15 protein-coding genes, 1 tRNA gene and 5 pseudogenes are annotated in these 25,757 nt (G+C 68.8%); 15 read left to right on the forward strand and 6 right to left on the reverse strand.

The window, feature by feature from the left end:
* The first annotated feature begins 66 nt into the window (after positions 1–66).
* Genes nudC through P0Y60_08050 form a run of 3 tightly spaced genes read left to right on the forward strand, consistent with a single transcriptional unit; the run spans position 67 to position 3,348 of the window.
* Positions 67–948, forward strand: a complete 882-nt coding sequence (gene nudC / locus P0Y60_08040; protein ID WEK62667.1) for an NAD(+) diphosphatase — start codon at positions 67–69, stop codon at positions 946–948.
* On the forward strand, positions 945–2,666 hold the full coding sequence (locus P0Y60_08045) for an ATP-dependent helicase (protein WEK62668.1): 1,722 nt from the start codon (positions 945–947) through the stop codon (positions 2,664–2,666). Before nudC ends, P0Y60_08045 begins: the two co-directional genes overlap by 4 nt.
* A complete protein-coding gene (locus P0Y60_08050; GenBank protein WEK62669.1) occupies positions 2,638–3,348 on the forward strand; it encodes a hypothetical protein in 711 nt (236 codons plus the stop codon). The genes P0Y60_08045 and P0Y60_08050 overlap by 29 nt, the downstream gene beginning before the upstream one ends.
* A gap of 147 nt (positions 3,349–3,495) precedes the next feature.
* Here the strand turns inward: P0Y60_08050 and P0Y60_08055 are convergent, their stop codons facing one another.
* A complete protein-coding gene (locus P0Y60_08055; protein WEK62670.1) occupies positions 3,496–4,932 on the reverse strand; it encodes a zinc-dependent metalloprotease in 1,437 nt (478 codons plus the stop codon).
* A 119-nt stretch (positions 4,933–5,051) separates the two neighbouring features.
* On the opposite strand from P0Y60_08055, the gene P0Y60_08060 reads away from it, so the two are divergent.
* Positions 5,052–6,137: a PDZ domain-containing protein gene (locus P0Y60_08060; protein ID WEK62671.1), complete on the forward strand. Its 1,086-nt coding sequence runs from the start codon at positions 5,052–5,054 to the stop codon at positions 6,135–6,137.
* 57 nt (positions 6,138–6,194) lie between these two features.
* A pseudogene (locus P0Y60_08065) lies at positions 6,195–9,110 on the forward strand (UPF0182 family protein).
* Positions 9,111–9,360: 250 nt separating this feature from the next.
* Here P0Y60_08065 and P0Y60_08070 read toward each other — a convergent pair.
* Positions 9,361–9,434, reverse strand: a tRNA-Met gene (locus P0Y60_08070).
* 81 nt (positions 9,435–9,515) lie between these two features.
* On the opposite strand from P0Y60_08070, the gene P0Y60_08075 reads away from it, so the two are divergent.
* Positions 9,516–10,325 carry a carbon-nitrogen hydrolase family protein gene (locus tag P0Y60_08075; protein WEK62672.1) on the forward strand — a complete coding sequence of 270 codons (810 nt, stop codon included), beginning with the start codon at positions 9,516–9,518 and terminating at the stop codon, positions 10,323–10,325.
* A gap of 9 nt (positions 10,326–10,334) precedes the next feature.
* Here P0Y60_08075 and P0Y60_08080 read toward each other — a convergent pair whose 3' ends face one another.
* Complete coding sequence (locus P0Y60_08080) at positions 10,335–11,537, reverse strand: aminotransferase class I/II-fold pyridoxal phosphate-dependent enzyme (GenBank protein ID WEK62673.1); 1,203 nt, start codon at positions 11,535–11,537, stop codon at positions 10,335–10,337.
* A 98-nt stretch (positions 11,538–11,635) separates the two neighbouring features.
* Here P0Y60_08080 and P0Y60_08085 point away from each other — a divergent pair, with 98 nt between their 5' ends.
* From P0Y60_08085 to P0Y60_08095, 3 genes are read left to right on the forward strand one after another with little or no spacing between them, the layout of a single operon-like run.
* A complete protein-coding gene (locus P0Y60_08085; GenBank protein ID WEK62674.1) occupies positions 11,636–13,228 on the forward strand; it encodes a trypsin-like peptidase domain-containing protein in 1,593 nt (530 codons plus the stop codon).
* 48 nt (positions 13,229–13,276) lie between these two features.
* The gene (locus tag P0Y60_08090) at positions 13,277–14,530 is read left to right on the forward strand and encodes a CDP-glycerol glycerophosphotransferase family protein (protein ID WEK62675.1); all 1,254 of its coding nucleotides are present in this window, start codon (positions 13,277–13,279) and stop codon (positions 14,528–14,530) included.
* Positions 14,527–15,963, forward strand: coding sequence for a CDP-glycerol glycerophosphotransferase family protein (locus P0Y60_08095; protein ID WEK62676.1), 1,437 nt, complete (start codon positions 14,527–14,529; stop codon positions 15,961–15,963). The genes P0Y60_08090 and P0Y60_08095 overlap by 4 nt, the downstream gene beginning before the upstream one ends.
* 54 nt (positions 15,964–16,017) lie before the next feature.
* Here P0Y60_08095 and P0Y60_08100 read toward each other — a convergent pair whose 3' ends face one another.
* Positions 16,018–17,040 carry a glycosyltransferase gene (locus tag P0Y60_08100; protein WEK62879.1) on the reverse strand — a complete coding sequence of 341 codons (1,023 nt, stop codon included), beginning with the start codon at positions 17,038–17,040 and terminating at the stop codon, positions 16,018–16,020.
* A 115-nt stretch (positions 17,041–17,155) separates the two neighbouring features.
* Here P0Y60_08100 and P0Y60_08105 point away from each other — a divergent pair, with 115 nt between their 5' ends.
* The 6 genes and pseudogenes from P0Y60_08105 (at position 17,156) to P0Y60_08130 (ending at position 23,063) form a co-directional block, all read left to right on the forward strand.
* A complete protein-coding gene (locus P0Y60_08105) occupies positions 17,156–18,439 on the forward strand; it encodes a CDP-glycerol glycerophosphotransferase family protein (protein ID WEK62677.1) in 1,284 nt (427 codons plus the stop codon).
* The gene (locus P0Y60_08110; protein ID WEK62678.1) at positions 18,436–19,209 is read left to right on the forward strand and encodes a biotin--[acetyl-CoA-carboxylase] ligase; all 774 of its coding nucleotides are present in this window, start codon (positions 18,436–18,438) and stop codon (positions 19,207–19,209) included. The genes P0Y60_08105 and P0Y60_08110 overlap by 4 nt, the downstream gene beginning before the upstream one ends.
* 92 nt (positions 19,210–19,301) lie before the next feature.
* A pseudogene (locus tag P0Y60_08115) lies at positions 19,302–19,790 on the forward strand (PH domain-containing protein).
* Positions 19,791–19,905: 115 nt separating this feature from the next.
* Positions 19,906–21,029, forward strand: a pseudogene (locus P0Y60_08120) (5-(carboxyamino)imidazole ribonucleotide synthase).
* Positions 21,030–21,259: 230 nt separating this feature from the next.
* Positions 21,260–21,618 (forward strand): annotated as a pseudogene (locus P0Y60_08125) (AIR carboxylase family protein).
* A 37-nt stretch (positions 21,619–21,655) separates the two neighbouring features.
* Positions 21,656–23,063 (forward strand): annotated as a pseudogene (locus tag P0Y60_08130) (LCP family protein).
* Positions 23,064–23,259: 196 nt separating this feature from the next.
* Here P0Y60_08130 and P0Y60_08135 read toward each other — a convergent pair.
* Positions 23,260–23,844 (reverse strand): hypothetical protein, encoded by a 585-nt coding sequence (locus P0Y60_08135; GenBank protein ID WEK62679.1) that lies wholly within the window; start codon positions 23,842–23,844, stop codon positions 23,260–23,262.
* A 141-nt stretch (positions 23,845–23,985) separates the two neighbouring features.
* A complete protein-coding gene (locus P0Y60_08140; GenBank protein WEK62680.1) occupies positions 23,986–25,749 on the reverse strand; it encodes a DUF4012 domain-containing protein in 1,764 nt (587 codons plus the stop codon).
* Positions 25,750–25,757: the final 8 nt, after the last annotated feature.

Raw genomic sequence — 25,757 nt, forward strand, 5'->3', positions numbered from 1 at the left:
ATGCCCTTAGGGTAGGTCGGCTCAGGGGCGGTCCCGCCTCCGCCACGCCCGTGAGAGAGGGAGTCGATGACCATTCACCGTTCGTCTCTCGACCGCGCCGCCGAGCTTCGCGAGGAATCTGACGTTCTCGATCGACTGCGCGCTGACGCATCGACGAGGGTCGTGGTCGTGCGCGAAGGGCGGATCCGCGTCGTCGAGTCGCGTCTGCTGCGTGTTCCGGCCGACGCCGTCGGGGAGGCACAGTGGGCTCTTCTCGGCCGCGATGTGGACGGCACGGTGCTGCTTCTCGCCGCCGTGCCTCCGGAGACCGCCTCGGTCGATGCCGCTCCCGATGAGATCTGGCTCGGACTGCGTGATCTGGGCGGTCGCATCGACGCGATCGAGACCGAGATCCTCGTCGAAGCGGTCGCGATGGCCGGGTGGCTGCGCGACGCGAGCTTCTGCCCGAACTGCGGTGGCGCGACCGCGTTGCGCCAGGGCGGCTGGTCTCGCCGCTGCCTCGTCTGCGGTCGTGAGCACTTCCCGCGCACCGACCCCGCCGTGATCGTCGCCGTCGAGAGCGCGGACGGCGATCGACTGCTCCTCGGCGCGAACGCGAACTGGGGCGGACGCATGTACTCCTGCTTCGCCGGTTTCGTGGAGGCGGGAGAGTCTCTCGAGTCCACCGTTCACCGGGAGATCGAAGAGGAGTCAGGCGTCCGGCTGTCGGCGCTGCGCTACGTGTCCTCGCAGGCATGGCCGTTCCCTCGTTCCCTCATGATCGGTTTCCGTGGCGTGGTCGACGACGAGTCTGCGGCACGACCTGATGGCGAGGAGATCATCGACGTGCGCTGGTTCACCCGCGCTGAGATCGGCACCGCGCTGGCCGGCGATGGGCCGGTCGGCCTGCCCGGACCCGCGTCGATCGCGAGGGCGCTGATCGTCTCGTGGTTCGAGGAACGGGCGTGAGCGCACTCGACGCGCTCGATGAACGGCAGCGGTCGGCGGCATCCGTCCTTCGTGGACCCGTCGCGGTGCTGGCGGGGGCAGGGACCGGGAAGACGCGGGTGATCACGCACCGTATCGCGCACGGTGTCGACACGGGCGCCTACTCGCCGGCGCGTGTGATGGCGGTGACCTTCACGGCGAAGGCCGCCGGTGAGCTCCGCGGGCGCCTGCGCGCACTCGGCGTCGAAGGGGTCGCCGCTCGCACGTTCCACGCCGCCGCGCTCGCACAGCTGAACTTCTTCTGGCCGACCCTGGCCGGGTCGCCCGCTCCCGCGATCATCGACAACAAGGTGCGGATGCTCGGGCAGGTCGCCGACGGCCTCCGTCTGCGCCGCAGCACGGCGACGCTCCGAGACATCGCGTCCGAGATCGAGTGGCGCAAGGTGTCGATGCTGTCGATCGAGAAGCACGCGGAGCTCGGACGGTCGGTGAACGGTGTCGACACCGAGCAGCTGGTGGAACTCCAACGCGGATACGAAGTGCTGAAGGACGAACGCCGTCAACTCGATTTCGAAGATGTACTTCTCGCCTGCGCCGGGATGCTCGAAGCCGAACCCCGCGTGTCCGCCTCCGTGCACGAGCAGTATCGTCACTTCACGGTCGATGAGTACCAGGACGTCTCGCCGCTGCAGAATCGTCTGCTCGATCTCTGGCTCGGCGATCGGCACGACATCTGCGTGGTCGGCGACGCCAGCCAGACCATCTACTCGTTCGCGGGTGCCGAGCAGCGGTTCCTCCTCGAGTTCGAGCGCACCCATCCCGATGCGACCGTCGTGCGGCTGGAGACGAACTACCGCTCTCAAGCCCCGATCCTCACGGCGGCGAACGCACTGATGCACGGGCGCCCCGGCGCCCTCGAGCTCGTGCCGGCCAGGGAGCAGTTCACCGCCGATGCCCCGACGGTCACGGCGTACGACACCGAGACCGAAGAGGCCCAGGGCATCGCTGCGGCCATCGCACAGCGGATCGCCGGGGGCGCCTCCCCGTCCGACATCGCGGTCCTGTACCGGGCGCACGCCCAGTCGGGTGTCCTCCAGCAGGCGCTCGCCGAACAGGGGATCGCCACGACCGTCCTCGGCGGCACGCGATTCTTCGCGATGCCCGAGGTGCGTCAGGCGATTCTGGCGCTGCGAGCTGCGGCCGTCGCGCCGACGGAGCACGGGTTCCTCCCGGGCGTGCTGCGCGTGCTGCGCGAGCTCGGCCTCACGGAAGAGCCTCCGGTGGCGGGCGGAGCGCAACGCGACGGGTGGGAGGCGCGACGCGCGCTGCTGCGGCTGGCGGAAGAAGCCGGTCCCGAGGCGACATTGCGTGGATTCAGCGATGCGCTGATGGCGAGAGCGAAGGACCAGCACGAGCCGACGATGCGCACGGTCACCCTCTCGACGCTGCATGCCGCGAAAGGTCTCGAGTGGGCGCACGTGCATCTGGCCGGATGGGCGGAGGGGGCGCTCCCGATCTCCTACGCGACGAACTTCGAGGCCATCGACGAGGAACGCCGCCTGGCCTATGTCGGGGTCACGCGCGCCGCGCGAACGCTGGATCTGACGTGGTCGCGGTCGGCCGGGCGTGGAGAACGCGCACCATCGCGCTTTCTCGCTGAGATGGGAACGACTGCTCGCGGCACCGGCATTCTTCGTGAAACGTCACCGAATGCGACGCGCGGGAGCCGTCCGCGGTGAGGGTCACGACGTCACCCGCCTGATCATCGCCGCGGAGCAACGTGGCCACGAGCGCCGCGGAGCCCGCGACCATCGCGGCACGGAGCGGCCCGGGATCGCGACCGATCAACTGGGAGTGCAGTCGCGGCCAGGCGGGATCACGGTCGCGTTCGTGACCGTCTCGGCAGGACAGGCAAGGAGAGCGGCCCGGAACGACCAGAGGACCGATCGTCACGCGGCCGGATTCGAACGCGACGGGGAGGTGGGTCCTGTCATCGCCAAGCAGGCGGGCGAACTGCACGGCCGCGGCCTGGCCGCGCACGAGCACGATCGCGACATCGCCCTGCGACGGCCGATCCCTGATGGTGATGCCCTCGTCGCTCAGCGCCTCTCGCATGCGATGAGCCGCACGCCCGTCGGTGAGGTCGATCGCCTCGATCCACGCGTCCGACGACCGAGGCGCTTCGTCGACCAGGTATCGATCGACCCGGGCGAGAAGCTGCCGGGCTTCGGCCCGCGGCGCGCCGAGTGCGTGCGCGATCACATCGAACGCGGACCGTCGGAAGCCGGTGCGCATGCGACTGAGCAGGAGTTCCACCCAGTCGGCGCTCGCGGACACCGTCACATCGCCGTCCATGCCCAGCTGCAGGGTGTCCGCGTCGCGCCAGAGCAGCGGGAACGCGGGATCCAGACGGGTCAGTAGGGCGGGGGAGAGCGGAGGCATTCCCTGATTCTGCGTAACCGCCCGCGGTCATGGGGCGGGGGAGGCGCATCGGTGGACAACTTCCGCCGATGCGCCGCCGGGGAGGATGAGTCGACGGGCAGGATGAGTCGCCGGGGTGAGCCGCGCTCAGACGGGGCGCTCCCCGTCCGGTCGCTCGTCATCCGGTCGCTCGTCATCCGAGTCCGCCGAGTCTGCCTCGCCGGATGCGGGTTCGGACCCGCTCGCGTCATCGCCCTGGAAATCGTCGCCGTCGAGCAGCCGGGCCAGGGCTTCGTCGAACTCATCGGCCACGGGCTGCTCTCCGCGCGCGGCCGCCTGGAGACGCGCGACCAGAGCGGTGGGGTCGTCGATGTCCTGTGCTGTCGGCATCAGGTCGGGGTAGTCCCAGAGCGAGTCGCGCCCCGCGATGCCCACGGCCTCGGTCACCGTCTGCCACATCGCGGATGCCTCGCGGATCCTCCGCGGACGCAGCTTCAATCCGACGAGAGCGCCCAGAGCGTCTTCCGCCGGACCACCGACGGCGCGGCGCCGGCGTGCGGCCTCGGCGATCCGTCCACCGTCGGGCAGCCGTGACGTCGCGTCGGCCGTGACCACGTCGACCCATCCGTCGATCATCGCGATCAGGTTCTCGAGCCGGGCGAGGGATTCGCGCTGGGCCTCGGTCTGAGCGGGAAGCAGTGCGCCTCCCTCGATCGCTGCCCGCAACTCCTCCGGGTTCGACGGATCGAGGCGGCTCGCGACGTCTTCCAGGGCGTCCACATCGACGGTCACACCCCGGGCGAAGTCCGTGATCTGCGCCATCACGTGCAGGTGCAACCATTTGGCGTGTCGGTAGAGGCGGGCGTAGGCCAGTTCCCGGGTCGCGAGGTAGAGCGCGATCTGGTCTTCGGGGATCTCGAGTCCTTCGCCGAATGCGGTGAGGTTCTGCGGGATCACCGCGGCCGTCCCCGCCGGCAGCACGGGAATACCGACATCGCCGCCGGAGACGACCTCGAGGGCGAGGTTGCCGAGCACCTGGCCGAACTGCGCCGCGAACACGGAGCCGCCGAGGCCGCGCATGAGTTTGCCCGCGCCCTGGACCACTCCGCGCATCTCTTCGGGAACCTGCGTGTCGAGGGCGCTGGTCAGCGCATCCGCGATGCTCGTCGACACGGGACCGGCGATCTCCTTCCACACCGGGAGTGTCTTCTCGACCCATTCCCCCCGCGTCATGGCGGTGGGGTTCTCGGAGAGCTCGGAGATCGTGGTCGCCTCGCCGAGCCAGAGGTTCGCGAGGGCGAACGAGTCGACGAGTGAGGTGCGCGAGCCGTCGGTGATGCCGAGGCCGTCGCGATTCGCGATGTGCAGCGCCTGCCGCAACGCGTTCTCCCACGGGTCGCCACCGAAGGCACCCTGCAGCTGCGACATGATCGTCTGCATCATCGCCGGGTCGAACTGCAGGCCGTCCATGCCTTCGAGGGCGCCGCGGAGGGCTTCAGGATCGATGTCGCCACCGCCCTGACCGGACAGCATCCGTCGGAGGAACTCCTGGAAGTCCTCAGGGGTGGGGTCGTTGTCGGTCATGTCGATCGCCCTCTCAGTACGCCGTAAGCCTGCGGGATCTACGCTAGTCACAGGTTTCCGCAGGTGAGCCCGACATGGGCAGATCGCTGTACGCCGCTCGCGAACGATGGAGGAATGCTGTGGATCGAACGCGGTCTGTGAAGCTCGGACTCGGAGTCTGGGCGATGATCGTGGCGCTCATCGCGCTCGTGGTGCTCACCTTCCTGCCCACGCCGTACGTGATTCAGCGGCCGGGACCGGTCTACGACACCCTGGGCACGGCGGCGGGCACCGACGGCGAGCAGGTGCCGCTGATCAGCATCGAGGGAGCGGAGACGTTCGAGACCGCGGGCACCCTCGACCTCACCACGGTGCAGGTCGTCGGGAACCGCGAGCGCACGCCCAGCTGGTTCGAGCTCGCGCTCGCCTGGATGGACTCCTCCCGCGCGGTCGTGCCGCTGGACTCGGTCTTCCCCGAGGGCGTCACGAGCGAGCAGCGCGACGAACGCAATGCGACCCTGATGGTCGATTCGCAGCATGAGGCAACGGCTGCGGCGTTGAACGAGCTCGGCTACGACACGGGTGCGGAGGTCGTCGTGGTCGAGGCTGTCGCCGACACGCCTTCCGCCGGAATCCTCGAACCCGACGACGTGATCACCGTGATCGACGGCGAAGCGGTGACGTCGGCGAAGCAGCTGCGACAGAAGATCCAGGATGCCGGTGGCGACACGATCGAGCTCACCGTCCTCCGCGCCGGAGAAGAGCGGAACGTCTCGATCACGCCGGAGAAGCGCACGCAGGGCGACGTCTCCACGTGGCTCATCGGCATCACCCTGCGAACGGACTACGACTTCCCGATCGATGTCACGATCCAGCTCGACAACGTGGGCGGCCCCAGCGCCGGCATGATGTTCGCGCTCGGCATCATCGACACGCTCACCGAGGGCGAGCTGAACGGTGGCGAGAACGTCGCGGGCACCGGAACGATCGAGGCGGACGGCACGGTCGGTCCCATCGGCGGCATCCGTCAGAAGCTGTACGGCGCGCGGGATGCCGGTGCCGAGTACTTCCTTGCGCCCGCGTCGAACTGCGATGAGGTCGTCGGACACGTGCCTGACGGTCTTCAGGTGATCCGCACCGCGACGCTCGAGGAATCGCTCGATGCGCTCGCGGTCATCGCCGACGACGGCGACGTGGCCTCGCTGCCCGCGTGCACCGCGTCGTGACCTCCCCGTGATCCGGAAGACAGCCTGCATCCAGTAAGGCGTGCCTAGGATGGGAGGGTGACCTCGAACTCAGCACAGAACCCGGCCACGCCTCGAACGTCCCGACGTATTCTCGGCATCTCATTGGTGATCATCGCCGCACTCATCGCAGTGTTCTTCGTCTTCGCCTCCCTCTACACCGAATTCCTCTGGTTCGACCAGGTCGGATTCACCGGAGGTGCTCACGACGCAGTGGATCGCGACGGCGGTGATGTTCGTCGTCGGATTCCTCGGAATGGCGGTGCCGCTGTTCGTCGCGATCCAGCTCGCGTACCGACTGCGGCCCGGTCTACGTGCGACTGAGCTCGCAGCTCGACCGCTACCAGGAGGTCATCGAGCCGCTCCGTCGCCTCGCGATGTGGGGCATGCCGATCTTCTTCGGCCTCTTCGCAGGCTTCGCCGCCGCGGGCAACTGGAAGACCGTGTGGCTCTGGGCCAACGGCGTCGCGACCTCCACGGTCGACCCCGCAGTTCGGCATCGACACCGGCTTCTACATGTTCGCGATGCCCTTCTACTCGATGCTCCTCGCGTTCGTGTCCGGCTGTCCTGCTGCTCTGCCTGCTCGTCACCGCGCTCGTGTCGTACCTGTACGGCGCGGTGCAGGTCGGGCAGGGTGAGCTGCGCATCTCCAAGTCCGCGCGCATCCAGCTGGCCGTCATCGCCGGCCTCTACCTCCTCGTGCAGGCCGTGAGCCTGTGGCTCGACCGCTACAAGACGCTCGTCGACTCCGGATGACCGCATCACGGGTGCCGCCTACACGGGCGTCAACGCGACGATCCCCGGTCTCGCGATCCTCGCGATCATCGCGGTCCTCGTCGCCATCCTCTTCTTCGTCACGGCGATCATCGGTCGCTGGCGCTTCCCGCTGGCCGCGACCGCCCTGCTCATCGTGGCGTCGCTCGTCGTCGGCGTCGGATACCCCTGGGTCGTCACGACCTTCCAGGTCAAGCCGAACCAGAACGCCTACCAGGCGGAGTACTACCAGCGGAACATCGACGGCACGAAGGCGGCCTACAACGTCGCCGATCTCGAGACCACGACGTTCCAGGCCGAGACGGACGCCGAGGCCGGTCAGCTGCGGGAGGACGCCGACACCACGGCGTCCATCCGCATCATGGACCCCAAGGTCATCAGCCCGACGGTGCGCCAGCTCGAGCAGTACCGCGCGTACTACCAGTTCGAGGAGACGCTCGACGTCGACCGCTACGAGATCGACGGCGAGATGCAGGACACGGTCGTCGCCGTCCGCGATCTCGACATCACCAAGCTCGGCGACGGAGACAACTGGAACAACCGCGTCGCCGTCTACACGCACGGCTACGGCCTCGTCGCCGCCGCCGGCAACCAGCGCACGACCGACGGTGAGCCGGTGTTCCTCGAGCGCGGCATCCCGTCGGCCGGGTTCCTGACCGACCGGGAGAACTTCGAGCCTCGCGTCTACTTCGGAGAGAACTCCCCGGAGTACTCGATCGTCGGGCGCTCCCGAGTCGTCGGCTCCGGCCGAGATCGACTACCCGCGCGGCAAGGACGGCTCGAACGAGACGAAGACGACCTTCAGCGGTGACGGCGGGCCGAAGATCGGCGACACGTTCACGAAGCTGCTGTACGCGCTGAAGTTCCAGTCGGAGCAGATCCTGTTCTCGAACCTCGTCAACGAGGACTCGCAGATCCTCTACGACCGCGATCCCAAGACGCGCGTGCAGAAGGTGGCACCGTACCTGGAGCTCGACAGCGACCCGTACCCGAGCGTGGTGGACGGCCGCATCGTCTGGATCGTCGACGGCTACACGACGAGCTCGACGTACCCGTACTCGACGAGCGTGAGCCTCTCGGACGCGATCGCCGACTCGAACGTGCCGTCGCCGACGCTCGCGATCGACGACATCAACTACATCCGCAACTCGGTCAAGGCGACCGTCGATGCGTACGACGGTTCGGTCACGCTGTACGCGTGGGACGCCAAGGATCCGGTGCTCAAGACCTGGCAGAACGTCTACCCGTCGACCATCAAGCCGATCAGCGAGATGTCCGGCGAGCTGATGAGCCACGTGCGCTACCCGACCGACCTGTTCAAGGTCCAGCGCGATGTGCTCGGGATCTACCACATCGACAACGCCAACTCCTTCGCGCAGCAGGACAACCGGTGGCAGACGCCGAACGACCCGCGCAGTGACGCGATGCTGCAGCCGCCCTACTACCTGACGATGAAGATGCCCGGTCAGGATTCCGCGCGCTTCTCCATGTTCTCGACGTTCATCCCCGCCTCACAGGGCGCGGGAAGCACTCGCGACGTGCTCATGGGGTACCTCGCCGTGGATTCGGATGCCGGCTCCGAGGCGGGCGTGAAGGGTGATGGCTACGGGCAGTTGCGGCTGCTCGAGATCAACGACGACACCACGGTGCCAGGTCCCGGCCAGGTGCAGAACACCTACAACTCCGACACCTCGGTGGTGCCGCAGTTGAACCTGCTGCAGCAGGGTGAGTCCGAGGTCATCTACGGCAACCTGCTGACGCTTCCGGTCGGTGGCGGTCTGCTCTACGTGCAGCCTGTCTACGTGCAGTCGTCCGAGGGTACGCAGCTCCCGCGCCTGCAGAAGGTGCTGGTCGCCTTCGGCGACCGCGTCGCCTTCGAGGACACCCTCACCGAGGCGCTCGACGCGCTCTTCGGCGGAGACTCCGGCGCGACCGGTGGCGATGATGAGGTCGAGCCGACGGATCCGGAGACCGACCCGGGTACCGAGCCCGACACCGGCACCACGCCGACGCAGCCCAGCGATGAGCAGGCCACGGCCCTGTCCGCCGCGCAGCAGGCGCTGCTCGATCGTGACAGCGCGTTGAAGGCCGGAGACCTCGAGAAGTTCGCCGAGGCCGACAAGCGGCTCACCGCCGCGGTCGAGCAGCTCCTCGAGCTGGAGGCGGCCGCGGGGAAGTGATCCTCACCGGCATGACCAAGAATGGGCGTCCCCTCGGGGGCGCCCATTCTTGTCTCTACCGCGATCGAACGGCGGGCAAGTGATCAGGGGTGCCGGAGCGGCGTAGAGGCGCTGAGAGGGGCTCCTGGCCCTCTGCGCAGCGTGCGCGCCGCGCGGGACGCTCGAGGAGTGGACCGTGCGAAGTGCGAAGACGGAGTCGTCCGGGCAAAGCAGAAGGCCCGGATCCTTGCGGATCCGGGCCTTCATTTTGTTGCGGGGACAGGATTTGAACCTGCGACCTCCGGGTTATGAGCCCGGCGAGCTACCGAACTGCTCCACCCCGCGGCACAAGAAGTAAACCTAGCATGGATTTTCGGAGTGCGCGAATCGGGGCGCGGGTTCGCCCGATGGGAGAGGATGGGACGCATGTCTGAGAACCGCTCGATCCCCGTCGCTGTCTGCCAGTTCGCACCGACCTCGTCGCGGGCGGGCAACCGTGATCGCGTGTCGGCGCTCACGGCCGAGGCAGCCGGCCGTGGCGCTCGGCTCGTCGTGTTCCCGGAGTACTCGAGCTATTTCGTCGACCCGATGGATCACACCCTCGTCGACAACGCCGAGGACCTCGACGGCGATTTCGTGTCGACGCTGATCGCGCTGGCCGCCGAGTTCGCGGTCGTCATCGTCGCCGGACTCGCGGAGCGGGCCGCTGACAGCGGCCGAGTGCGCAACACCGTCGTCGCTGTGCGCGGCGACGGGATCCTCGCGACGTATCGCAAGCAGCACCTCTACGACGCGTTCGGGCAGACGGAGTCCGACTGGGTGGAGGCGGGCGAGCTCGGCGGCTCCGCCGTGTTCGACGTGGGTGGGCTGCGCTTCGGTCTGATGACGTGCTACGACCTGCGTTTCCCGGAGGTGGCGCGCGCCGTGATGGATGCCGGGGCGGACGCCCTCGTCGTTCCCGCGGAATGGGTCAGGGGGCCGCTCAAGGAGTTCCAGTGGACGACGCTTCTCGCGGCTCGCGCCATCGAGAACACGGCGTTCGTGATCGCCGCGGACCATCCGACACCCATCGGCGTGGGGCATTCGCAGGTCATCGATCCGCAGGGCGTCGTGGTGGCCGGAGTCGGGACCGCCGAGGGCATCGCCGTCGGTGTGGTCGATCGGTCCTCGATCGATCGAGTGCGTGCCGTCAACCCGTCGCTGCGGGTACGGCGCTATGCCGTCGTGCCGCGCTGACGGCCCCGTTCAGCTCCGGAGCGCCGCCAGGCGCGCCACTGCGTCCTCGATTACGGAGACGCGCTTGCACGCGGCGAACCGGATGAGGCCGGCGTACTCGTCGCGCCGAGCGTGCGAGACGAAGGCGGTGAGCGGGATGGCGACGACGCCGGCCCGTTCGGGGAGCGCACGGCAGAACGCGGCGGCGTCGGCACCGCCGAGAGCGGTCGCATCCGCGACGGTGAAGTAGCCGCCCTGGGGGGCGATGACGTCGAACCCGGCAGCGCGCAGACCGACGCCGAGGATGGCGTGCTTGTGCGCCATCGTCGCCGCTGAACGTGTGAAGAACGAATCATCGAGTCGGAGCCCGACGGCGATCGCCGGCTGGAAGGCGGAACCGTTGACGTACGTGAGGTACTGCTTGACCGTCAGCACCGCCGTGATCAGAGCAGCGGGACCGTGCACCCATCCGATCTTCCAGCCCGTCGCCGAGAATGTCTTGCCCGCAGACGAGATGGTGAGCGTGCGTGAGGCCGCATCGGGCAACGTCGCGATGGGCGTGTGCGGAACATCGAACGCCAGATGCTCGTACACCTCGTCGGTCACGATCACCGCGTCGTGGCGCTCGGCGAGACGGACGATCTCCGTCAGGACCTCCCGCGTGAACACGGTGCCCGTGGGGTTGTGCGGATCGTTGAGCAGGATGATCCGCGTGCGATCCGTCACCGCTGTGGCGAGACGCTCGAGATCCGGTTGGAAGTCCGGGGCGTGCAGCGGCACCGTCCGCAGCGTCGCGCCGGCGAGAGCTGCCGCAGCCGCGTACGAGTCGTAGTACGGCTCGAAGACCACCACTTCGTCTTCCGGGCCGTCGATCAGCGCGAGCAAAGTCGCCGTGAGGGCCTCAGTCGCTCCGGCGGTCACGATGACCTCCCGCGCCGGGTCGACCTCCAAGCCGTAGAAACGCCGCTGGTGCTCGCTGATCGCCGCGAGAAGGTCCGGGAAGCCACGCCCCGGCGGGTACTGGTTCACGCCGTCGGCGATCGCAGCGCGCGCAGCCTCGAGGACCTCCGCGGGTCCGTCCTCGTCGGGGAACCCCTGGCCGAGATTGATGGCACCGGTTCTGGCCGCTGCGGCGGACATCTCTGCGAAGATGGTGGGTGCGACGGATCCGTCACTCGCGAGCAGGCCGGCGCCCTCAGCTGTACGACGCCATGCGCCGGGTACGACACTCATGAAGAACAGGCTAAGGCCATAGCGGAAACTCACCTTCGCCATAAGAAACGCACAGACACAGGCGTCAGTCTGAGGGAGCGTCGTTGAAGGAGCACATCATGAACGAGGAAAACACTCAGGACAACTCGGCACCCGACGTGCCGTCCATCCCGGCAGCGGACTCGACCGACACCTCGGCCGCCAACGCAGCCCCCGAGAGCCCGATCGATCCGATCGCACCGGCCGCGGAGCAGCCCGTCGCTGCACCGGCGAACGCCGGGCACGAGGTTCCGCCGACGTTCACGTCGCAGACGTCCCCGGCGGTGCCGCATCCGGCCGCACCGTCATCGACTTCCGCGTTCGCGGCACCGGCCGCCACCGCGTCCGGAGCGGCGTTCGGCATCCCCAGCGCCGCCACCCACACCCAGCCGACGCAGCCGCTCGACGGCACGCTTCCGCTCGGCGCGGCGTTCGGCGTGAGTGAGCCGTCTTCGCCGACCAAGGTCAAAGATGCGAAGCCGCGCGGCGGCGTCAAGGTCGCCGCTCTCGTCGTGGCTGCAGCCCTCGTCGGCGGCATCGCCGGCTTCGGCGGCGGTGCGATCTGGAACGCGGTCGGCGACTCGCCCTCGAACGGCGTCGCGGAGGGGCCGCAGACGGTCACCGTGAACAACCCGGGTTCCGTGAACGAGACCACCGCCGTGGCCTCCAAGGCGCTTCCCTCGGTGGTCACGATCGAGGTCTCGGGATCCAGCGAAGCCGGCAGCGGCTCGGGCGTCATCATCAGCGACGACGGCTACGTGCTCACGAACACCCACGTGGTGACGCTGGGCGGAGCCGTCGCCGATCCCACGATCCGTGTCACGACGTCCGACGGTCACATCTACACCGCGACCGTCGTCGGAACCGACCCGATCTACGACCTCGCCGTGATCAAGCTGACGGATGCGAAGGGGCTCACACCCATCGACTTCGCTGACTCGTCCAAGCTCAACGTCGGCGACACCGCGGTCGCGCTGGGAGCCCCGCTCGGACTCGCGAATTCGGTGACGACGGGTATCGTCAGCGCCCTGAACCGCAGCATCCAGATCGCCTCCTCGGCCCTGCCGGACTCGTCGTCGGAAGACGCCCCGCAGGAGCAGACGCCCGAGGAGGGGCAGCAGGGACCGTTCCAGTTCGATCTGCCCGGCTCCGGCCAGCAGTCGAGCAGCGACAGCATCTCGATCGCCGTGATCCAGACGGATGCCGCCATCAACCACGGCAACTCGGGCGGTGCACTGGTCAACAGCAAGGGTGAACTGATCGGCATCAACGTCGCCATCGCGAGCTCGGGCAGTTCCGAGGAATCGGGCTCCATCGGTGTCGGCTTCTCGATCCCGTCGAACATCGCCCAGCGCGTCTCCGAGGAGATCATCGCCGATGGCGCCGCCACGCACGGACTGCTCGGCGCGTCTGTCCGCGACGCCTCCTCGATCGAGGGTGCCGACGTCTCCGGCGCCTACATCGCCGAGGTCACCGACGGCGGGGCTGCGAAGGCCGGTGGCCTGAAGGCCGACGACATCGTCACCGCGTTCAACGGTGTGCCGATCACCAGTGCGACCGACCTCACCGCTCAGGTGCGGGCAGCCGCCGCGGGCAGCAAGGCCACGGTCACCTACAACCGCGGCGGCAAGGAGTACGAGGCCGAGGTCACTCTGGGCGAACTCGCCGGCTGACCCCCGCGCTCTCAGAGAAGGACGCCACCCGCGCGATAGGCTCGCGGGGTGGCGTCCTTCTCTTTCGGCACCGGCAACGCGGCCAAACTGCTCCGGGTCCCGCTCTATGCCGCAGGACGCATCGGCACCCTGATGGTGCCGCGCGGACGCACCTGGGTGTTCGGGTGCGGCGCGGGCATCGGCGACGGAGCTCTCGCGCTGCAGCGGTTCGCCTCCGAGGTCGGTCACCGGACGATCTGGCTCACCTCCTCTGATCGCGAAGACCGCGAGGCAGCCGCGTACGGCATTCGTACGGTCCGCAAGAACGGACTCCGTGGCTGGTGGGCGACAGCGCGCGCCGGGGTGCTCATCGTCACCCACGGCTTCGGCGACGTCAATCGCTACGCGAACGGTGGCGCGTTCATCGTGCAGCTCTGGCACGGCATCCCACTGAAGCGCATCGGGCTCGATTCGCCTGCGACCACTCAGGTTCCCCGGGTTCCCGGCGCCGCGCAGCTGCGTCGGCTCATCGGCTTCCTGTACCGCGTGGCGGCGCAGCGGATCCGGGTGCTGCCCGCGGCCTCGCACCGCTCGCGTGGTCGCCTCGAATCCGCGTTCCGACTGCCCGACGATCGCGTGGTGGTGACCGGGGAGCCGCGTGTGGACGTGCTGTCCGCGCTGCCGCCCGCCGAACGGCGAGACCGGGCGGTGTCGCTTCTGCACGCCACGCTCGACGGCTTCCCCGCGGCTGCACGTCTGATCCTGTACGCGCCCACCTGGCGTGATGGGGCTCCCGACCCGGCGATCCCCAGCGCTGCGGACTGGGTGCGGATCGTGCGGGTACTCGAGGCCCACGACGCCGTGCTGCTCGTGCGCTCGCATCCGCTCGGCGGGGGAGGGTACGCGCCTCCGCTTCCGAGCCGACGGGTTCGCACGCTGGACTCTGCGGTCCTCGCCGACGTCACACCGGTGCTTCCCGCCGTCGATGTGCTCGTCACCGACTATTCCTCGCTCGCCTTCGATGTGGGGCTCCTCGCCATGCCCGTGCTGTTCCTCGCGCCGGACGCCATCGAGTACGCGCAGACTCGGGGGTTCTACGGGCGGTTCGACGATGTGGCCGGCGACGATGTGGCCGGGGAGTGGGAGACGCTCCTCCCGCAGCTCGAGGAACTCCTGTCCGACTCCCGCGCCTACGCCGCACGCGCCGAGCGTTCCGCTACGCTCAGCGCGGGGATGCATGCGTACCGGGACGGGCGCAACACCGAGCGGGTGTATCAGGCACTCCGCGCGCGGGGAGTACCTGCGCCGAAGGGAGCAGTATGACAACGGCCCGGATCGATGAGGCGACGCAGTCGCTGGTCATCGCAGGCACCGGGCAGCGTCCGACCGGTGCGCACCTCGTCGGGCCGCGCGCCCGCGTCGAGGGGCGTGTGACCGGAGGTGGCAAGACCTGGAAGGCCACGTTCGCGCTCGAGGCTTCGCGGTGGGGCGGACCGTCGTTGCCACTGCCCGCGGGGGAGTACGAGCTGCGCATCGACGGCGCTGATATTGCTGAGGCATCTCTCGCTCCGACGGTGCTGAGCGGTGTCCGTGTCGCCGTCGACGGCGACACGGTGTGGATCGCGGCTCCGATCGATCCGATCTACGAGTCGGCGGAGGGCCAGTCCACGTTGGAGGAGCGCTACGTCGCGCAACTCGGCGGTACCGAGAACGCGGTGTTCTTCGAGAGCTTCTACGGGCGCAGCGTCGGGTGCAACCCGCAGGCGCTCGACCGGGAGATCGCGGCGAAGGCGCCCTCGGTGCGTCGGTACTGGAGTGTCGTCGATCTCTCGGTGGCGGTTCCCGAGGGAGCGATCGCCGTGGTCGAGGGGAGCCCGGAGTGGTGGCGGGCGCGCGGCGCCGCACGACTCCTCATCGTCAACGACTGGCTGCGCCGCAGATTCGCGCGCAAGCCCGATCAGAAGGTGCTGCAGACCTGGCACGGCACGCCCCTCAAACGCCTCGCCCTGCATCGTCCGGGATTCGACCCCCGGCGGATGGCCGCCGTCGTGAAGGAGTCACGGCGCTGGGACATCCTGCTCGCGCAGAACACCTATTCCGCGCGCATCCTCAAGAAGGCGTATGCGTTCTTCGGGCGGCCGATCTGGGTCGAGGGCTACCCGCGCAACGACGCGCTCGCCGTAGCCGACGCCGCGTCCATCAGGGGCGCACTCGGTATCGACGAGGGCGAGCGCGTGCTGTTGTACGCGCCGACCTGGCGGGATGACCGGCAGGAGATGGTCGACTTCATCGACCCCGAGGAGCTCGCGCGTCAGGCCGACGCAGTGGTGCTGGTGCGAGGGCACTCGCGCACACTCCAGCAGGGGCGCGATCGCGCCGGCGCGCGGGTGATCGATGTGACCGGTTACCCGGAGACCGCGCAACTGCTCGTCGCCGCAGACGTGTTGATCACCGACTACTCCTCGGTGATGTTCGATTTCAGCGTGACCGGCAAGCCGATGTACTTCCTGGTGCCCGACCTCGATCACTACCGCGGCACGCTGAGGGGCTTCTACTTCGACCTCGCGGATCGGGCACCGGGACCGCTGGTGCGAACGCAGGACGAGCTCGCGGCCGCCCTGGCCGACACGGACCACGAGCGCACCTATGCGGCACGGTACGACGCGTGGCGTGCGCAGTTCAACGTCCGTGACGACGGCCACGCCGCCGAACGCGTCGTCGATCGCATTCTCGACCAGGGACTCCTCAGCCGCTGAGCAGGTGATGCTCCGAGGCTGAAGGCAACGCCGAGCTGCGGATCCGACGACAGGTCAGGGGAGCGGGGTGTTCTGCGTCCCGAGTCGCGAGGCATCGACCGTGTCCCGCGCGCCGCGGAGCACGCCGATGAGGAATCCGGATCCCCACGACAAGTGCATCGTGGGCAGCACGAGAAGCGTCCACATCCGTTGCCGCGCGCCGCCCCCGCCCGGCGCGAGCGCCACTGCGAGCACGAGGAGCAGATAGGCGGCCAGGGGCGCGTACACCACGGCGGCGATGAGCGACGCCGTGCCGGCGATGACACCGGTGACCTGCAGGATGCCGATCACGACGGCAGCCGCGAGCAGAAGCACGAGTGCCGGCGGGGCGAAGAAGCGCAGTCCGTTGCGACGGCCGAACCGTCGCACGAGTTCGCCGCGCCAGGCCCCGGTCGCGCGGAACTGTCTCGCCAGCCGCACCCAGCTCTCGCGCGGCCAGTACGTGACCGAGAGATCGGGGTCGAACCACACGAGGTGCCCGGCCTGACGGATGCGCAGGTTCAGTTCCCAGTCCTCACCGCGGCGGATCGATTCGTCGAACAGCCCGACCTCGTCGAGCACGTCGCGGCGCATGACACCGAGGTATGCGGATTCCGCCTCGCTCTCCTTGGCGCCGCCGTGGTATGCGCCGCCGCCGAGCCCGACGGGGGAGTTGTAGAGCCGTGCGACGGCCTTCTGGAACGGCGTGCGCCCTTCCGCATGCATCACGCCGCCGACGTTGGCGGCTCCGGTGCGGGCCAGAGTGGCCAGCGCGCGCGCCGCATAGCCGGCGGAAAGCTCCGAGTGGGCATCCACCCGGATGATCGTCGGGTATCGGCTCGCGCGGATGGCGGCATTCAGGCCGACGGGGATGTGCGCGGCCGGATTCTCGACGAGGCGGATGCGCGGATCGGCGGCAGCGAGGTCATGCGCGAGTGCGGTGGTGCCGTCCGTGGAAGGTCCGAGTGCCAGCACGAGTTCCGCCGGCACATCGAGGTCCTGTGCCAGGACGGACTCCACGGCGTGGCGGAGATACGCCCGTTCGTTGAGGACCGGCATCACGAAGGAGACTCCTGCCGTCGACGCGGTCGGTTCACTCTCCTGCACGTGTCGATCATGTCACGGTGGGGGGCGCGCTGCCTGGCACTCCGGTGGACTCAACTATTCTGGAGGGATGGGTGCACTGTCTGACGCGAGCAAGGCATACCGTCTCCTGAGACGCGCTCTGACGTCTCGCGCAGCGGTGCAGAGAGTGCGCCGACGGCTCGCCGCCCAACCGGAGCATCCCGAGAACCACTATCAGGTCGCGGTGTATTTCGCGGACGGCGCCGTGAACATGTACCAGATGAGGCAGTGGTATCGCCCGCTGGCCACTCTCGCGCAGCATCGTCCCGTGGTCGTGCTGGCTCGCCATGCGACCGGGGCGGAGAGGTTGCTGGAGGAGGACGGCCCGCCCGTGGCCTTCGTCCCGACCGTGCGAGACCTCGAGCGGTTCATCGGCACACAGGACATCAGGATCGTCCTGTACGTGAATCAGAACACGCGGAACTTCCAGATGTTCCGCTATGGACGTCGGTGGCACGTGTTCATCAACCACGGCGAATCCGACAAGATGTACATGACCACGAACCAGTACAAGGCGTACGACTACGCGTTCGTCGCCGGCCAGGCCGCGCGGGATCGCCTGTCGCGGACGCTGTGGGACTACGACGTGGATCAGCGCACGATCGAGATCGGTCGCCCTCAGGCAGATCATTACTCGGGCACGCTCCCGTACACGCCCGACGAGCGCACGGTCGTGCTCTACGCGCCGACGTGGGAGGGCGACCGCCCGAGTGCGCACTACGGCTCGATCACCTCGCACGGTGAGACCCTCGTGAACCGGCTGCTCGCGACCGGGCAGCACCGCGTGATCTACCGTCCGCATCCTCGCAGCGGTGTGGTCGACGAGTCCTATGGCGCGTCGCACCGCCGGATCGTGGCAGCGATCGCCGCGGCCAACATCGCCGATCCCGCCGGGCACCACATCTACGACCACGGTGCCGATCTCGGGTGGCAGCTCTCGGCCGCCGACGTCGCCATCGTCGACATCTCGGCGATGGTCTACGACCGGCTCGCCGCAGGCAAACCGCTCATGATCACCCGGCCGGCGGATGAGCGCGCGTCGATCGACACCAAGGGCTACCTCGCGGACTGCGAATGGCTCACGGCGGAGGCAGCGCACGACATCGTGGGCGAGGTGGAGCGCGTGCGCGCCGACGAAGCCGCCGTCGCCCGCCTGACGATGTGGGTCCAGCATTACTTCGGCGACACCGCACCCGGGGTGGCGACCGCGAAATTCCACGGAGCGATCGAGACGCTGTTCGACGAGTGGGACAAGTGGGAGGCGCACGAGATGGGCGCGGTCGTCGGCGATGAGGACGACGACGATGACGAAGGCGACGAGGAGGAGCTGTGAGCACCGAGTTCCCGCGCGCGAGTGCGATCGTCGCGCGCCTCGACCGCGTCGATCAGTCCGGATCGACGAACGCAGATCTGATGGCGCACGTGCTCGATCCGGCGGGGTGGCCGCACCTGTCGGTCCTCCTCACCGACAACCAGACGGCGGGACGGGGACGCCTCGACCGCCGATGGGTCGCTCCTGCCGGCAGTGCCCTCGCGATCTCCGTTCTCCTTCGCACGCTTCCGTCGACGTCGACCGCACGAGGGTGGGTTCCGCTGGTCGCCGGTCTCGCGATGGCCGAGGCCGTGGAAGCACAGCTCCCCGCCGATCGTGTCGTCGGGGTGAAATGGCCCAACGACGTCCTCGTCGATGATCGTAAGATCTGCGGCATCCTCGCTCAGGCCGCGTCGGATGCGGTCATCGTGGGCGCCGGCGTGAACACGTCGATGACGGCGGAGCAACTCCCGGTCGACACGGCGACATCGTTCACCGTGTGCGGATCGGACGCCGATGAGGACCGGTTGGTCGCGGACTATCTGCGGATCCTCGATGGGTATCTCTCGGCACTCACCGCCTCCGGCGATGCGGTCGCGAGTGGCGTGCACGAGGCCGTGACCGAGCGATGCGTCACGCTCGGACGCCGCGTGCGCGTGTCGCTGTCGGGCGACCAGATGCTCGAGGCGCGCGCCACAGGCCTCGACGAGGACGGACGATTGATCGTCTCGCACGACGGCGTCGAGACGGCGATCTCCGCCGGCGACGTCGTGCACGTGCGTCCCGCCTGAATCTGACACGCCGCCGGGCAGACGGCGTTGTCGGCGAACACAGGCACAATGGTGGGGTGACTCAGCCTGTGACGCTCGGTGGTCGGCCGATGATGCCGCCGCCCGGCGTGCCTTCCGAGGAGCTTCTGATCGCCCGTTTCCGCAGCCACGCGCGACGGCTGTTCTGGTCCGCCGTGGTGCTGATCGGTGTCTTCGGTGCGACCGCCTATTTCTATGGCAACCTTCCCGCGCCGTTCGAGGACTGGATGCTGCTGGCAGCCTCGGGACTCGTGGTGCTGGTGCTGGTCGTCATCCCCTTCCTCGTCTGGCTCTCGAAGAGCACGACGATCACGACGCGTCGGGTGATCACGCATCACGGCATCGGCTCGCGCCGACGCCGGGAGATGTCGCACGCGAGGGGCTACACGATCTCCGTTCGTCGGGGACCGCTCCAGCGGTTGTGGGGCACGGGCACGATCACGCTGTCCAACGGCGTCGATTCGCCGCTGCGGCTGCTCAACGTGCCCAACGTCACCCTCGTGCACGAGGCCCTCGCCGACCAGATCGAGGTCAGCCAGATCCTCGCTCACCGTGACGCGCAGTCCGGCGCGGAGGCAGGACCGCTTTCTGACGACGCTGCTCCGATGCCGCCCGGATCGCGGCGCGGTGCGCCCTCGCGGATGCGAGAGAATGGTGACGGACGAATGGAGGCGGCACATGGCGCTGCGTGTGGGCGTGATCGGTGGAGGACAGCTGGCTCGGATGATGATCGCCCCGGCGGTCGAGCTCGGGCTCGATCTGCAGGTGCTCGCGGAGGGCGAGGGGATGTCGGCTCGGCTCGCCGCCACCGCGGTCGGCGACTACCGCGACCTCGACGACGTGCTGCCTTCGCCGAGACGTCGACGTGATCACCTTCGACCACGAGCACGTGCCCGCAGGAGATCCTCGCGCGCGCTCGTCGCGCGCGGCGTCGCGGTGCACCCGGGCCCGGATGCGCTGCAGTTCGCCCAGGACAAGCTGTCATGCGCGCGAAGCTCGCCGAGCTCGGCGTGCCGCAGCCCGACTGGGCGGCCGTCGCGCACGGCCGACGAGCTGCAGGCGCTTCCTCGACGCGCCACGGCGGCCGCGCCGTCGTGAAGACCGCCCGCGGCGGCTACGACGGCAAGGGCGTCCGCGTCGTGTCGAGGCGCGCCGAGGCCGACGACTGGTCTCGCGCCTCGCCGAGGACGGCGCGAGGGCGCTCCTCGTCGAGGAGCTCGTCCGTTCGCCGCGAGCTCGCGCAGCTGGTCGCCCGCCGCCCGTGCGGCGAGATCGCGCCTGGCCGGTCGTCGAGACCGTGCAGCGCGACGGCGTGTGCGCCGAGGTCATCGCGCCCGGCCCCCGCGCCGAGCGTCCGTGCGCCGAGGTCGCCGCGGAGATCGGCGCACGCATCGCCGAGGGCCTCGGCGTCACCGGGGTGCTCGCGGTCGAGCTGTTCGAGACGACGGACGGCCGCATCCTCGTCAACGAGCTCGCGATGCGCCCGCACAACAGCGGGCACTGGACGATCGACGGCGCCGTCACCGGCCAGTTCGAGCAGCACCTGCGTGCCGTCGCTCGACCTGCCGCTCGGGCGACCCCGCGACGCGCGCGCCGTGGTCGGTCATGGTCAACATCCTCGGCGGCCCCGCCGAGGGCACGCTCGCGGACGCTTCGCCGCCGCGCTCGCCGCGCATCCCGCGGCCAAGATCCACACCTACGGCAAGGACCCGCGGCCCGGCCGCAAGGTCGGGCACGTCAACGTCGTCGGCGACGACCTCGACGACGTCGTCGTACGAGGCGCGGCGGCCGCGGCCATCTTCCTGACTGACGCAGCGGTCACCGCTGCCGCGTGCCGTGGGGGTCGTCCAGCGCCAGGCCGTACGCCTGAGCTAGTGACGAGCCCTGCATCCTCCGCCGCCCGCTCGTCGGCGTCGTGATGGGGTCCGACTCCGACTGGCGGTGATGAGCGACGCGTCCCAGGCGCTCACCGAGTTCGGCGATCCCGCACGAGGTCGAGGTCGTCTCCGCCCACCGCACGCCGGACAAGCTGATCGAGCTTACGGCGCGCGAGGCGCGCGGCCGCGGGCATCCGCGTCGATCATCGCCGGTGCCGGGGGAGCGGCCCACCTGCCCGGGCATGCTCGCGCTCGTGACGCCGCTGCCCGTCGTCGGCGTGCCCGTGCCGCTCGCGCACCTCGACGGCCTGGACTCGCTGCTCTCGATCGTGCAGATGCCCGCGGGATCCCGGTCGCGACCGTGTCGATCGGCGGAGCGCGCAACGCCGGGCTGCTCGCAGCGCGCATCCTGGGAACGCGGATCCGGCGACTCGCAGACCGGATGGAGGCCTACGCCCGCGACCTCGAGGCGCAGGTCGAGGCGAAGAACGAACGGCTGAAGGAGTCTCTGTGACCGCTGGCGCCCGCCGCGCGGCGCCGCTCGTCCCCTCATCGAGACCCGCCCGCTGCGGCATCCCGAACCGTCCGACCCCGTGCCATGGGAAGCGTGGGTGGTGGCTCGTCGTGCTCAACGTGCTCCTCCCCGGATCGGCCCAGGTCGCTCGCGGGCAATCGTCGCCTCGGCCGCTTCGGCCTCGGCGCGACGCTGCTCGCCTGGGTCCTCGTGGTCGTCGCTGCCGCGCTGGCGTTGTTCGCGCGCCCCGTTCTGCTCTGGTTGACGATCGGCGGAGGGTGGTTCTCCGCGCTCGTCTTCACACTCGTGCAGATCCTCCTCGTCGGCTATGCCGTTCTGTGGATCGTTCTGACATTCGACACCCTGCGGCTCGTCCGTCTGGTGAAGATTCCGGGAATCCAACGACTCGCCATCCCGGTGGTCGCACTCGTGCTGTTGGGCCTGGTCGGCGGAGCGGCCGGCTACGCCGCGACCGTGGTCGGTTCCACGCGCAATACGATCGGCTCGATCTTCGGACAGAGCGGTCCGAGCCTGGCCCCCAGCGACGGCTACTACAACATCCTCCTTCTCGGCGCCGACAGTGGCGACGGGCGCGATTCGATGCGCTTCGACAGCATCTCGGTGGTCTCGATCAACGCCGACAGCGGGGCCGTCACGATCACCGGCATCCCGCGCGACTGCCGAACGCGCCTTTCAGCGCCGGAAGCCCGATGCTGGAGCTCTACCCGAACGGCTTCGAGGGTCACGGATCATCGAGCTGCGGCTGGAACGGGTGGATGAACCACGTGCGCAACGCCGCGAGATCTGCCGTGAGGACCAGGGCGACCTGCCTGTACCCGGACGCTGCGGCGCACGGCTCGGCTCCGGGGATCGAGGCCACCAAGGATGCGGCGGAGGGCGTGCTCGGCATCGAGATCCCGTACTACGTCTTCGTCGACATGCACGGCTTCGCCGAACTGGTCGACGCGCTCGGCGGCGTCGACATCAACGTCACGGAGCGGCTCCCGAAGGGGGGTCCGCCGGAGGGCTGGACCGGGACGGACGCCAACGAGTGGGCGATCGGATGGATCGAGACCGGTCAGCAGCACATGGACGGCGATACGGCTCAGTGGTACGCGCGCTCGCGGTACACGACGAGTGACTGGGACCGTATGAAGCGTCAGCGCGAGCTGCAGGAGGCGATCCTCGACCAGTTCACGCCGCAGACCGTTCTGACCCGCTTCAACGAGGTCGCCGCCGCCGGAACAGCCCTGATCGACACCGACCTCCCGCAGGACAAGCTGCCCGAGTTCTTCGATCTCATGCTGAAGGCCAAGGAGCAGACGGTGCAGACGATCGAGCTCACGCCGGACAACGGCGTCGATGAACACCAGCCCGATTACGGGTACATCCACGAGATGATCCAGTTGGCGCTGCACCCGCCGACCGCGACTCCCACCCCCTGAGTCGTCGGCACGACCTGGCGGACCCGAGCACGTCGACGATCACCGGTACACAGAGGTACAGCCCACGGCCATCACCTGGATACAGGGATATGGCCGTGGGCTTCCGGTGTGATCACCGGGTACGCCAGACGACGGTGATCGGAGGGGGAGGGACCACCGTCGTCCAGCCGATCGCCGCCGGAGGCGGCGACCTGACCTAGGCGCGCTTGCGGCGGGCGGAACCCACGGCGACGAGAGCGCCTCCGGCCACGAGGGCGGCTGCGCCACCACCGAGGATCCACGGCGAGACGCTGCCGCCGGTGAGCGCCAGCTCGATCGCGCCGCCCGTCAGTGGCAGTTCCGTTCCCGCAGAGGCCACGACCGGGTCGTGGTCGCAGGTGGTGGCGGCGTCGTGGCCGTGCGAGACCGTGATCGTCGCGGTGTACGGACGTGAGCCGCCGAATGCGACGGCGTAGGAGCCTTCGCCCTCTGCCGGCGGACGGAACGTGACCGTCAGGCCGCCATCGGCGGAAGCGGTGTTCCCCGAGACCGCGGCGTCTGCGGCGTTGGCACCGGACACGGATACGCCGACATGCTCGGACGGCAGGAAGTAGCCTGCGCCGAAGACGATGGTCGAGACCTCACAGGTGTCGATGATCGGGTCCGAGACCTTGACACCCGGTGTCTCCGCGTAGGAGCCGGATGAGGCGGCCTGGACAGGCGTCGCGGCAGTGGCCACGGTCGGTGCGATGAGCACCAGTGCGCCGGCGGTAAGGCTGATGGCAGCCAACTTCTTCAGCATGATTCTCCCCAGATTTCACGCGGAATCGCCTCCGGACACACCCCTGCGTCCGACTGCGTGGGCTCTTCCTGCCCCCACGGCAAGATGACAGAACCCAGATATTCCCCAGTGAGTCGACAGTACCCTATCGGCGGAAGAAAGTCACGGAGCGCAGGTCAGCTTGTCACGTGTCGTCTTGGGAGTCTCGACCATCGGCGTGTGCAGCACCTCGGTGAGGCGCTCGCCCGCCCCGGTTCCCTGGAACTCGACCGTGATGGTCGTCGATTCTCCCGGGGCAAGCAGTACCTCGTGCTGCACCACGGCGCGGCTGTCGAGTGTGGCCGTCTGCACGCCCTCCTCAGCGCCGTCCCTGTCGATGTGCGAGGGGGTGGCGCCGTCGGGGCCGTACACCGCGATCAATGTGCGCACGGAGCCGATGGGCACCCCGTACCAGCCGTTCGCTGTCACGTACGCGGGCAGCGTGGTCGCCGCATCCGCGGGTGCATCGTTCGTCCAGGTGACGCGGACCTGCGTGGTCGCCTCGCCATCGCAGGTGCCGATCGCCGTCGCGATCGACGCACGGGTGTAGTAGTCCATCTTGCCGCCGGTGCTGTCGTTGACCAGCACGCCGACGTAGGTGCCGTCAGTGGTGTCCTTCGGGATCGTGCCCCCCAGCGACGACGCGGCCAGAACCTTCTGCTCGTCCTCGTGGGCGCTCCAGATGCGCACGCGCCCCTCGTCGGCTGACTCGGCGAGGGCACCGATCAATGCCTGAGGGTCGCCACCCGAGAGCGCTGCCCCGAAGAGGCCGCTCGCGGCCTGTGCGAAGACCTCATCCTGTGCACGCGGGTCCGCGATCTTCGCGTAGATCTCCGAGAGGAGGATGCTGACGATCGTGTCGGGCGTCGCCGTGAAGGGCCCGAACTTCAGGTCGCCCGTCGCCTTCATGAGGTTGGCGGCGACGAGGGTGTCGACGGCGACGACGCCGTCGATCCGGCCGCCGAAACGGCCTTCCCAGCGCGCCGCGATCGTCGGTCCTGCCTCGCTGAAATCCGGAATGCTCGTGATGTTCTGCATGTAACGCCCCGGACGGTCCTCGAACAGCGCGGTGGTCGATTCGCTCACGGGCAGGCCGACGTCCAGCGCGGGGAAGTCCGGCGTCGAGGCCTGTCGCTGCAGGGTGATCCTGCCCCTGTCTGCATGCAACAGAGCGGAGGACCCGATGATCCCGCCGGAGGACCGCAGCTCGGCGTTGTTCTGCATGGCGAGCACGTAGTTGCGCGGGCCATCGCCGCCCAGCATGGTCGGCAGCAGCACGGCCGCGCCGTGCAGCGCGCCCACGGCGCCCGTGGCCTGAGTGACCGTGGTGCGCATCTCCCGGACGGCGTCGGCGAGCGGCGGGAGCGTGGCATCCGCGTCGATCTGCTGCGCCCGCACCTGAGCGGAGCTGAGCACTGCGCTCGCCTGACCGAGTGGCTTCTCGATCGCCGCGAAGGGTGCGAGATCGATCGATCCGTCGGAGAAGCCGAGTCCGGCGAGGTCGAACTCACCCGCCACATCGAGCATCGGCGTGAGGGCCTGCGACGCGACGTCGTCGGCGATCTCCGCCACTTCGCTCACCGCGTGGAAGTTCGGGCCGATCCACGGGATGGCGCCGAATGCCTGCCAGATCGGGTCCGATGTGAGGCCATGGGCGGATTCGGCGTGATGAGCGATGCTCTCCGCGATCGATTCGGCGCCGTCGAGTTCGCCCGCTCCGATGGACGACTTCAGCTGGGAGGCGCCCTTCGCGACCTGTTGCAGGTCGTTCACGGCGCCGATGCCGCGAATCGTCACCCACCCGATCGACACGACGAGAAGCGCCAGGATGATGCCGATGGTCCAGCCGATCCATCGGCGCCGCACAGGAAGTCGACCATCGCTCATCTGAGCAT

It is taken from the genome of Candidatus Microbacterium colombiense (genome assembly GCA_029203165.1).
Classification (GTDB): Bacteria; Actinomycetota; Actinomycetes; order Actinomycetales; family Microbacteriaceae; genus Microbacterium; species Microbacterium colombiense.

Coding starts and splice junctions, on each gene's coding strand:
- nudC (WEK62667.1), top strand. CDS start 67: ATGACCATTCACCGTTCGTCTCTCGACCGCGCCGCCGAGCTTCGCGAG.
- P0Y60_08135 (WEK62679.1), bottom strand. CDS start 23,844: ATGCTGAAGAAGTTGGCTGCCATCAGCCTTACCGCCGGCGCACTGGTG.
- P0Y60_08105 (WEK62677.1), top strand. CDS start 17,156: ATGGGTGCACTGTCTGACGCGAGCAAGGCATACCGTCTCCTGAGACGC.
- P0Y60_08055 (WEK62670.1), bottom strand. CDS start 4,932: ATGACCGACAACGACCCCACCCCTGAGGACTTCCAGGAGTTCCTCCGA.
- P0Y60_08075 (WEK62672.1), top strand. CDS start 9,516: ATGTCTGAGAACCGCTCGATCCCCGTCGCTGTCTGCCAGTTCGCACCG.
- P0Y60_08140 (WEK62680.1), bottom strand. CDS start 25,749: ATGAGCGATGGTCGACTTCCTGTGCGGCGCCGATGGATCGGCTGGACC.
- P0Y60_08050 (WEK62669.1), top strand. CDS start 2,638: ATGCGACGCGCGGGAGCCGTCCGCGGTGAGGGTCACGACGTCACCCGC.
- P0Y60_08085 (WEK62674.1), top strand. CDS start 11,636: ATGAACGAGGAAAACACTCAGGACAACTCGGCACCCGACGTGCCGTCC.
- P0Y60_08100 (WEK62879.1), bottom strand. CDS start 17,040: ATGCCGGTCCTCAACGAACGGGCGTATCTCCGCCACGCCGTGGAGTCC.
- P0Y60_08080 (WEK62673.1), bottom strand. CDS start 11,537: ATGAGTGTCGTACCCGGCGCATGGCGTCGTACAGCTGAGGGCGCCGGC.
- P0Y60_08095 (WEK62676.1), top strand. CDS start 14,527: ATGACAACGGCCCGGATCGATGAGGCGACGCAGTCGCTGGTCATCGCA.